The following is an 8,696-nucleotide window of genomic DNA, read 5'->3' as shown; positions in this document are numbered from 1 at the left end:
CGAGCGTCTCACCGGCGCGCTGCTCGACCGACTGACCCACCACGTCAACATCATCGAGATGAACGGCGAAAGCTATCGCCTCGCCAACAGCACAGCCCGTAAACAGCGCTGATCACCATAAAATATCTACCCACGATTGGCCCTAAGGGGCCAGTGCGCCATGGCTCGCGCCAGCTATGTGGCCAGCGCGCGCGCCATGGCGCACCCCCCAACTGGCCGGACTTTACGCCGCCGCCCCGGCCGACTTTTGCTCCGCCGTTGACAAAGGCGTCTCTCCATTCCGGCAACAGATCGGCTAGGGCCGGCCAGTCACGATCCGGCCGCGTGCCGTTCAGCCCGGCATAGAAGGACTCGGTATCGCGGAAATCGGCATCGACCAGACAGGAAAACACCATGCGCGCCGCGACCGACAGGTCGAAGCCGCAAGATGCCGGACGCATCAGCTTAGCCAGCTCCCTGGCAACCGGGCCAAAATCTGGGCTGGCCGCGGCCGAGATTTCCGGCGCGATCGGGTCGCGGAAGGTCTCAAGCCGGCGCTCCATACTGCTGTCGCCGCCATGGCGATCAGGCAATCCGGCGTGATGGCCCAGAATGGCATAGCCGATCACTTCAGAAATTGGCCGCAAACCGGCAGGCGTCCGGGCATGCAGCAGGGCAGCCCCAGCCGTCGAATGATCCACAAGCAATTTTTCGCCGGACAGGACACGATCAAAGGCGGGGTCATATTTGCCAAAGTCATGGAAAAGGCCAGCCATATACGCCGCCGCCGGCAACCCAAGGGGTGCAGCTCGACCGGCAGCCAGAGCAGCCGTATTCTCGAGATGGTCGGCCAGCAATTGCCAATCGTTTCGATCCTCACGAATACCCGTATGCGCATAGTATTTCAAAATCTTCATTCCTCCAGCCGCAAGCTATTGGCTGGTAATGATTCGAGCAACGAGTGGTATCGGCGTTTGGGAGCAGAGCTGCTCCAACCCCGCAAACCTGGGCTTTCTTAGGATTCGGGCGATTCGAACGGGCCAGGTGGCGAATTGCGATACCGGGAACTCGAACTCTACCGCGTTTCATAATCCGACGACCAAACGCGCTCTTGCCTAGGATCTCGATATCCTGCCGATCGCCATATTATGTATTGCCGACGGATTCGCCGCTCTTTGCGCTGTTGTCAGTCCGCTCTCGCCCGTTTGGAACAGTGACCCTCCCAGGTCGCTTCGTTATGGACGAACGGTGGCGCTCACGAGATACGCAGATGCGATGCCGTGAGGCGCCCGCCACACATCGAATCAATATCGCCCTTAGCGGCACGCCTCGGGATATTCGCGGGATATTCCCGGACGTCCTCCAGGCCGATGACGGGGGCGGAATCAGCGGCCAAGACGCTCGGCACCCCCACGGCCCAGGCGATCATGGCAGCGATTTTTATGGAGACCCCAAAACATGCCCGCAGTTCCAGTTCACGGGCCTCGGCGCCCCTCAGCATCTCGCACGATTTGAACGATATCGCGGGGGTCTGATCCCATCGCTATAGCTATTTCGACCAGTTCCACCACCTCGACCCGCCGCTCGCCATTCTCGTACTTCGCCACGAAGGATTGAAGGTGCGCATTGCCGGAGGCAAAGGAGATACAGCCGCCCGAACCGGCGAAGACACCGCCGGGCCTGGTTCAGTAGCAGCCGATCTTGGCGATCCGGCCGTCTTCGCCGATCTCGAAATTCATCCGGCTTGCACGGAAATCCATCGTCACCGCATCGCGCGGACCAATGACGCGCGTGCCCGCGGGCAGGGTCATCCCGTCAAGGACACCGCGCGGCTGGCCGATCAGGCCGCGGAAGGATGCCGCGTTGCAGCTGTCGGACTCGGTCCCCGGGGCCTGCGCCGGAGGCTCGGCCTCGACGCAGGCGGCAAGCGCGCAAAGCGGGACGAGCAGCAGGAAACGCCGCATCCGTCAGCCGCAGTCGATGTTGTAGATGTTGCCGGCCGCATCCAGGCGGAACACGATGCGCAGCGGATCGTATTCCTGCGGCTCGATGCCGCGATATTCCACGACCCGATATTCGCGGGTGACGCCCAGGCTGGGGATGATCGTGCCGGGTTGGCCCAGGGCCGAAACGTAATTCTTGGCATGGCAGGCATCGGGCTCGCGCGATTCCAGTCCGCTGACGCCGGCCACCGGGACGGGCGGCAACGGCTGCACGGCGGCAGCCGGCTCGGGCGCGGACTGATAGGCCGGCGCGCAGGCGGCCAGGGGGGCAAGGGCAAGAAGCGCGATCAGGGCTCGGGTCATCGGGCGATCATCCAGTGAGAGAATTTCTGCCGCGGCATCATAAGCGGGCCGCAGGGGAATGAGAAGCGGCCCCCCGCAGGAAGCGCCGGTGCGTTGCATCAAAGCATGGCTACCTATTCAGCAGCCTCGATCAACGATTTGCGACCATTGCCATAGCAGGCCAGGAACATGGCCACCGCGCTGCGATTCACCTTGCGCAGCAGCTCCTTGTCCACCGATTGCGGTCCCAGGAACAGGGCGCGGTCGTGGATGGTCACGCCCGCCAGCTCGATCAGCTGGTCGGCCGCCAGCTCCAGGTCCGTGATGCTGAGTTCGCCGCGCTGGACGCAACGGTCGAGATAGCCGATGAGCTGCTGGCGCAGCAGCGCCAGCCCGGATTCGTAATATTCCTGCGCCAGAGAGGGGAAACGCTCGGCCTCGCCCACGCTGACCCGAAAGATGCGCAGCCCGAATTCCGAGATCATATGCGCCGAGATGATCTGCACGATGAAGGGCAGCACCTGCTCGACCGGCAGGTCGACCTCGATCAGCGCGCTGGCATCGGCGGCCTCGCGCGCAAGCTCGTTGCGGAAGACCTCCATGAACATGATGCGCTTGTCAGGAAAATAGCTGTAGAGCGTCGCCTTGGACACCCCCGCCTCGCGGGCGATGTCGTCGACGCTTGCCCCCTCGAACCCATCGCGCAGAAAGATCGTACGGGCGCCTTCCAGCACCTGCAAAAATTTTCGGCCGCGCGTCACCGGAAGAGCCTTAGGCATCCGCAAGAAACCCCCTCATTACTCCTTAACTTGCTCCGCAAGGCCCGCGGAACAAAAAACTCGTACACAGTGACGCCGACGCAAATCGAACCTTCATGTTCATAAGGCAAACTGGATTCTTTGCAAAGCCTCCGCGCGGCGAAGTCCAATATGTCTAATACCTCGCGCATTGATTGGCCCAGCAATCCCGACGGATCAATAGCGAATCGTCCGCCGTGGGGGCACCGGGCGGATATGGCGGAAAAAACCCGAAAAAACAGGCGTTTTTCCGCGCATGACCGGTTGGGCGGAAAGAACGCCGCCAGAACCGTCCGACGGGGGACGATCCGAGTCCTGCGTCGCCGGACCCGTTGGAACAGTCCATTTCCCATGATTCGGCAAGGCAGCGGCGTCCCCGCCGCAAAGCTCGGTGGTACCCGCAGCGCGATGTGCCAGGACGCCTCTTCCTCCGCCACGATTCGACATCCGGACCAACGGCCCGCGCCGGCGAAGGAGGGAAATCGCAGAAAGCGACGCCGGCGGGTCGGTGCCGACGGCGCACGCCGCCCCGCGTGACCTCTACCTTGTCGAGCAATTCGAAGCGCTGGCGGACCGTCACCACAATCTCAGCTTTGCGGCTGTCTTGTCAGATACGCAGACGCCCCCATCGGCATGGCGCGTGACTGACGCAGCGGCCCAGGATCTCAACGACTTCGACGGGAGAAAAAGGCTCCTCAAAGGAAGATTGATCGTGTCAGTCGCATTATTGTGCGCTATTTGTTCTCATCCGCATAGGGTCAGGACTCGTTCTCGCGTCATAGGCAGAACATGACGGTGGCGGCGAGTGCGAGGGCGGAGAGGAAGACCCTGGGGCACCTGTCGTAACGGGTGGCAACCCTGTGCCAGTCCTTCGGCCTGCCGAACATGATCTCGATCCGGTTGCGGCGTTTGTAGCGGCGCTTGTCATGCTTGACGGGCTTGCCGCGAGACGTCCTGCCCGGGATGCAGGGCTTTATCCCCTTGTCTTTCAAGGCATCTCTGAACCAGTCGGCGTCATATCCCCGGTCAGCGAGCAACCGGTCCGCCTTTGGCAAGCTGCCCAGAAGCGCGGCGGCCCCGGTGTAGTCACTGACCTGGCCTGCGGTCATGAAGAAGCGGATCGGACGCCCATCGACATCGGCGACGGCATGAAGCTTGGTGTTCATGCCGCCCGTCCTCGGGAAAACAGTCCCCCGGACTGTTTTCTGGCCCTCGGACCGCGACCGATCAGACGGCCCCTCTGTTCCCCGGGCCCCCCTTTTTCGACCGCTGGCTGGTCGCCCTGCGGTGCGCCTTCAGGCAGGTCGCGTCAATCATCACCGTCTTTGGAACGGCGGCCTCGGCGGCCAGCCCATCCATCATCCGGGCGAAGACCCCCTTGTCGCTCCACCGCTTCCAGCGGTTGTAGATGGTCTTTGGCGGGCCATATTCCCGGGGCGCATCGCACCACCGCAACCCATTGCGATTGATGAAGATTATCCCGCTCGATACCCGCCGGTCATCCACGCGCGGCTTGCCGTGGCTCTTGGGAAAGAAGGGCTGCAGTCGCGCCATCTGTGCGTCCGTCAGCCAGAAAAAATTGCTCATCCGTCGGTCTCCCGACAGACGCTGAATCACGCCGCAAGCGGAAAATCAATGGGTCCTGACCCTAGACCGCGAGAGCAGCCCTTTCCGGCCCGTCTTACGTCATGAGGCTGACCTGTGTACCTAGACGCGCAGATGAACTCGCTGCGGCCGTTCCGCAAACTGGGGGCACTCAACTGTGCCCCTCAGCATTCCATCTGGAGCCAAGGCGTGAGTTTTAGTTTGGCGCGGCTGCGCCATGGGAGCCGGCGGGCTGGGTTGTCAACGACAAGTGGGGCGAGCAGATATCCCACAATCTCGCGTCAATTTCACGCGCGGGAGAGCCAAAGACTGTGCATGGGTCAGCAGCCAGAGTTCGGACTCCGGGCTGAACAAATCGGGCAACCCCAGAACAAAACCGGCCGGGACAGCGATGAAGTCGGGCAGCACCGCCCAGCCGCCGCCTTTTCGGACCGCCTCGACCTGGGCGGCAAAGGATGTAAGGCGCAATGATGGACGAACCCCAGGGCAATGGCTCGCGAGCCAATTGGCCATGGCCAGATAGGCCAAGTCCTCGGTCCAGCCGATGACCCGGTGCCGATGCAGATCCTCTGGCACGTCCGGGAAGCCGTTTCGCCGGACATATTCCTCCGAGGCATAGAGCCCGAAGCGGATCACGCCCATCTTCTTCAGGCGATAGCTGCCCTGGCTTGACGTAGGGTGTAGCAACTGGTTGTCGTTGGCCTCGTTGGCGATGTCGTGATGAACAACCAGGCCATTTTCGACAGCGACGACACTTTGCAGATTATAGGAGGGGTGCCGAGCGCAATGCGCGTGCCAGCCAGGCGGAAATCCCATCATCCCTGCGTAAGTGATGGGCAATGCCGCCGTTCCAGTCAGGCCATGGCTCCTGAGCATCGCCGCCAGCGCCCGCGCGCCGGCCCATTTGTCCGGTGCCCGGTCGGTCATCGCACCGTCCATCACCGCGTCCATGGTCGGCGATTTCCGGCGGTCGTAGGCCGGGCTCCAGCCGTCCATGCGGCTGTCGCGCTTCGTCGGCGTCGGCAGGGTCTCAGGGATCTGTCGGTCGAAATGCAGCGCCTCGCCGATCGTCGGCGTGCGGTCGAAACGGTCCTGACCCGAAGTCATCCGGTCCTTCCGCCTTCGCAGCACACTGCCCCCTGGCGCCGCATTCGCCGTCGGCGTACCCATCATCCCCGGGTGGCGGCTGTTGTGTCCCTGAAGCTGGCTCAGCAGATCGCCCCGGTCGCCGCGATCCGCATCCCTGCATGCTCTTGCGCTTTTCGGCACCCGGTTGCGACAAGATTCCGCACCCGGTCGCGTGATCCTTCGGCGCCTGATCGCGTGAGGATTCGGCACCGAAGGATAGAAGGGTGCGGTCAGAGATCGTCGAAGCTAGCCTCGCGGCGACGGAGAGAGTCGCCGCGCAGCTTGATATGGTGCCGATCCCGCGACAGACGGTCGAGCACGGCATCTGCAATGAATGCCAGTCGTTATATGGACGCTGCCCGACGATGATGGTGGACAGCGTGCCGGCGCGGTCCTCGATGATGTCGAACAGGATGGATTTCTCCCCCTCGCTCATCGCGACCTTGCCAAAGTCGTCGAGGACCAGCAGCTTGAACTTCGCCAGTTTCTCGCGCTCGCGCAGATACACCCCGTCCTCCAGCGTCATGGACAGGCTGTAGAGCAGGTCCGACACCTTGAAGTATCGGGTCTTATGACCTGCGCGAATGGCCCGTGGCAATGCAGGAGGCAACCCAGCTTTTGCCGGTGCCAGTCTCGCCGCTGATCAGGATGTTCCAGGCATGCGGAATCCAGGCGCATTGCAGCAGCTCGTGCATGATCGCCGGCTTGAGGCCGCGTGCTTCGGTGTTGATCAACTCCTCGGGCGCCGCTTTCATCGGCAGCTTGGCCTCGTTCAGCATCCGTGTCAGCCTGCTGGACGCGCGCCGCTCCTTCTCGGCAATCAACAGCGAGGCGACCCGTTCGATAAAGGCATCTCGGTGTAGATCGGGTTGCATGACTGGCGGTCAAGGGTATCAGCGAAGCCCGCCAGCGAAAGCTCGCGCGCCAGCGCAACGACATGGTCATGCTGCATCGTTATCGTTCTCCGCATAATAACCCGCGCCGCGGATGTTGTCACTGGGCGGTTGCGACGGCCCCGGCTCATGGCGTGTCGGCTTGCGCGGTCCCCGGCCGAGGATCTGCCGCATGGTATCGGCATTGATCTGAGTGCGCCGGATGGCCTCGACGCAGGCTGCGTCGATGGTGGCCTTTCCACGTGCGGACCCTGTATAAAGCAGCCTTTTCAGTATGTTATGGGTCACGCGTGGATTGCCGTGGATCTCCAGGTGCAAAGACACGAAGCGGCCCAGGGTCGGACTGTAGCTGGTCGCTCGCTCGATCAGGGCATCCGGGTTCTGGCGCCACATGGCGCGATGGATTTCAGGCATATGCGCGGGATCGATGACCGGGGCATCATCCTGCGGTGTGACGATCCGGCAGGCGCGAACGGCGACGAGCGATGAATCGGATAGATTTTGACAGTCGCGGCGGTCGTCTTGATGCTCACGGCCTCGCCGATGAGGCGGTAAGGCACGCTGTAGTCACGACCATCGACATTAACGCGATAATGGCGCTGGAACTTGATGCCGGCTTTCCAAGCGCCGTAATCATAGGGTGCTTCCGGCAGCGGTCGGAGTTCGGCTGCTTCACGAGCCTCGAACCGTTCGGTTGGCTTGCACTTGCGGTGCGCGTTCAAGCACCGCGATATGGTTCGCAAGATGCGTCGTCGCGCGGCAGCAGCGGGATTAACTGAAAAAGCTCTTCCCGGCGCCTCCGATCACGAGCTGCGCCGTATTCTTCTTGCCCCATCAGAAAAGTCGGCACGGCGCCTTCAGCCGGACTGGGATGCTGTGGTTCATCCCGCGCGTGCGGGGAACAGTCGATCTGGCCGGCGATGCCTTGCAGCTCCTCCGGTTCATCCCCGCGCGTGCGGGGAACAGGCATTGTGGTGACGCTGGCGGTGCGTTCTCATCGGTTCATCCCCGCGCGTGCGGGGAACAGGCGGGATCAGACCGCCAGTCAGTGGGGTAAAACGGTTCATCCCCGCGCGTGCGGGGAACAGGCCATTCGGCCCGGCCCCGCCGACACTTTTTTCGGTTCATCCCCGCGCGTGCGGGGAACAGTTCAAGCGGTCGTCGGGGCAGGCTGCGACGAGCGGTTCATCCCCGCGCGTGCGGGGAACAGCTGTGATGGACGTAACTGGCCGGGCCGGAGCCCGGTTCATCCCCGCGCGTGCGGGGAACAGGTGAGCTTCCTTCAGGTGGAGCGATACAACGACGGTTCATCCCCGCGCGTGCGGGGAACAGCGGGGATCGACACATCCGGACTTCTGGGCCTGCGGTTCATCCCCGCGCGTGCGGGGAACAGGGGAACAGGCGACGAGCAGCCTCTATCCGCTGCGGTTCATCCCCGCGCGTGCGGGGAACAGGACATGGCTACTGCTGCGTTCTGCCGCCTGACCGGTTCATCCCCGCGCGTGCGGGGAACAGTCCTCGCGGCCGATCCGGTGCGGCACGCTGGCCGGTTCATCCCCGCGCGTGCGGGGAACAGGTTGTAGGACGCGTCAAGGAATGCCTTGGCCTCGGTTCATCCCCGCGCGTGCGGGGAACAGTCGGCGGCGGCGTCTCGACCGTCTCGCCGATGCGGTTCATCCCCGCGCGTGCGGGGAACAGTTCGCCTCGGGGTGGTCAGGAGCGCGGATCACCGGTTCATCCCCGCGCGTGCGGGGAACAGTGCGCCCGCTCGTCGTCTAGGGCGGCGGTCAGCCGGTTCATCCCCGCGCGTGCGGGGAACAGCCTCGACATTCTCCATGCAGATCACGTCGGGCTGGTTCATCCCCGCGCGTGCGGGGAACAGTCCACCCCCATCTTCCTGGGCACACGTCTCTACGGTTCATCCCCGCGCGTGCGGGGAACAGGGAATTCCTGGAGAAGAGATCAGAGCCGTCTTCGGTTCATCCCCGCGCGTGCGGGGAACAGGCGAT

The 8,696-nt window shown here is 63.1% G+C and carries 9 protein-coding genes, 2 pseudogenes and 1 CRISPR repeat array; of the genes and pseudogenes, 1 reads left to right on the top strand and 10 read right to left on the bottom strand.

From position 1 onward, the window contains the following. The coding region (locus PARJ55_RS23775; RefSeq protein ID WP_232215777.1) for an ATP-binding protein at nt 1-112 on the top strand (112 nt) is incomplete at its 5' end. A 253-nt stretch (nt 113-365) separates the two neighbouring features. On the opposite strand, the pseudogene PARJ55_RS24745 reads toward PARJ55_RS23775, so the two are convergent. From PARJ55_RS24745 to PARJ55_RS24925, 10 genes and pseudogenes are all read right to left on the bottom strand, one after another. Beyond that, nucleotides 366-896 (bottom strand): annotated as a pseudogene (locus PARJ55_RS24745) (CRISPR-associated endonuclease Cas3''); the annotation flags it as partial. 768 nt (nt 897-1,664) lie between these two features. Further along, the gene (locus PARJ55_RS0121270; RefSeq protein ID WP_028714782.1) at nt 1,665-1,943 is read right to left on the bottom strand and encodes an I78 family peptidase inhibitor; all 279 of its coding nucleotides are present in this window, start codon (nt 1,941-1,943) and stop codon (nt 1,665-1,667) included. A 3-nt stretch (nt 1,944-1,946) separates the two neighbouring features. Next, nucleotides 1,947-2,285 (bottom strand): hypothetical protein, encoded by a 339-nt coding sequence (locus PARJ55_RS0121265; protein WP_028714781.1) that lies wholly within the window; start codon nt 2,283-2,285, stop codon nt 1,947-1,949. 113 nt (nt 2,286-2,398) lie between these two features. Further along, entirely contained in the window at nt 2,399-3,043 is a 645-nt protein-coding gene (locus tag PARJ55_RS0121260; protein WP_028714780.1) for a TetR/AcrR family transcriptional regulator, read from the bottom strand. 794 nt (nt 3,044-3,837) lie between these two features. Beyond that, nucleotides 3,838-4,648: pseudogene (locus PARJ55_RS23760) on the bottom strand (IS5 family transposase). Between the two features lie 258 nt (nt 4,649-4,906). Further along, entirely contained in the window at nt 4,907-5,773 is an 867-nt protein-coding gene (locus PARJ55_RS24425; protein WP_232215775.1) for a LysR substrate-binding domain-containing protein, read from the bottom strand. Beyond that, nucleotides 5,697-6,347 (bottom strand): ATP-binding protein, encoded by a 651-nt coding sequence (locus PARJ55_RS24740; protein ID WP_371257447.1) that lies wholly within the window; start codon nt 6,345-6,347, stop codon nt 5,697-5,699. Before PARJ55_RS24740 ends, PARJ55_RS24425 begins: the two co-directional genes overlap by 77 nt. Before the next feature lie 16 nt (nt 6,348-6,363). Then, nucleotides 6,364-6,669 (bottom strand): ATP-binding protein, encoded by a 306-nt coding sequence (locus PARJ55_RS24930; protein WP_084637953.1) that lies wholly within the window; start codon nt 6,667-6,669, stop codon nt 6,364-6,366. Between the two features lie 66 nt (nt 6,670-6,735). Then, nucleotides 6,736-7,101: a hypothetical protein gene (locus PARJ55_RS0121225; protein WP_036714806.1), complete on the bottom strand. Its 366-nt coding sequence runs from the start codon at nt 7,099-7,101 to the stop codon at nt 6,736-6,738. Next, complete coding sequence (locus tag PARJ55_RS24925) at nt 7,053-7,409, bottom strand: hypothetical protein (protein ID WP_371257445.1); 357 nt, start codon at nt 7,407-7,409, stop codon at nt 7,053-7,055. Before PARJ55_RS24925 ends, PARJ55_RS0121225 begins: the two co-directional genes overlap by 49 nt. A gap of 154 nt (nt 7,410-7,563) precedes the next feature. After that, a CRISPR array of direct repeats spans nt 7,564-8,691; the repeat unit is 29 nt; unit sequence CGGTTCATCCCCGCGCGTGCGGGGAACAG. Nucleotides 8,692-8,696: the final 5 nt, after the last annotated feature.

Origin of the sequence: Paracoccus sp. J55, assembly GCF_000513975.1 — a bacterium.
In the GTDB taxonomy this organism is placed as follows: Bacteria; Pseudomonadota; Alphaproteobacteria; order Rhodobacterales; family Rhodobacteraceae; genus Paracoccus.
This window is presented reverse-complemented; position numbering and strand designations above follow the sequence as displayed.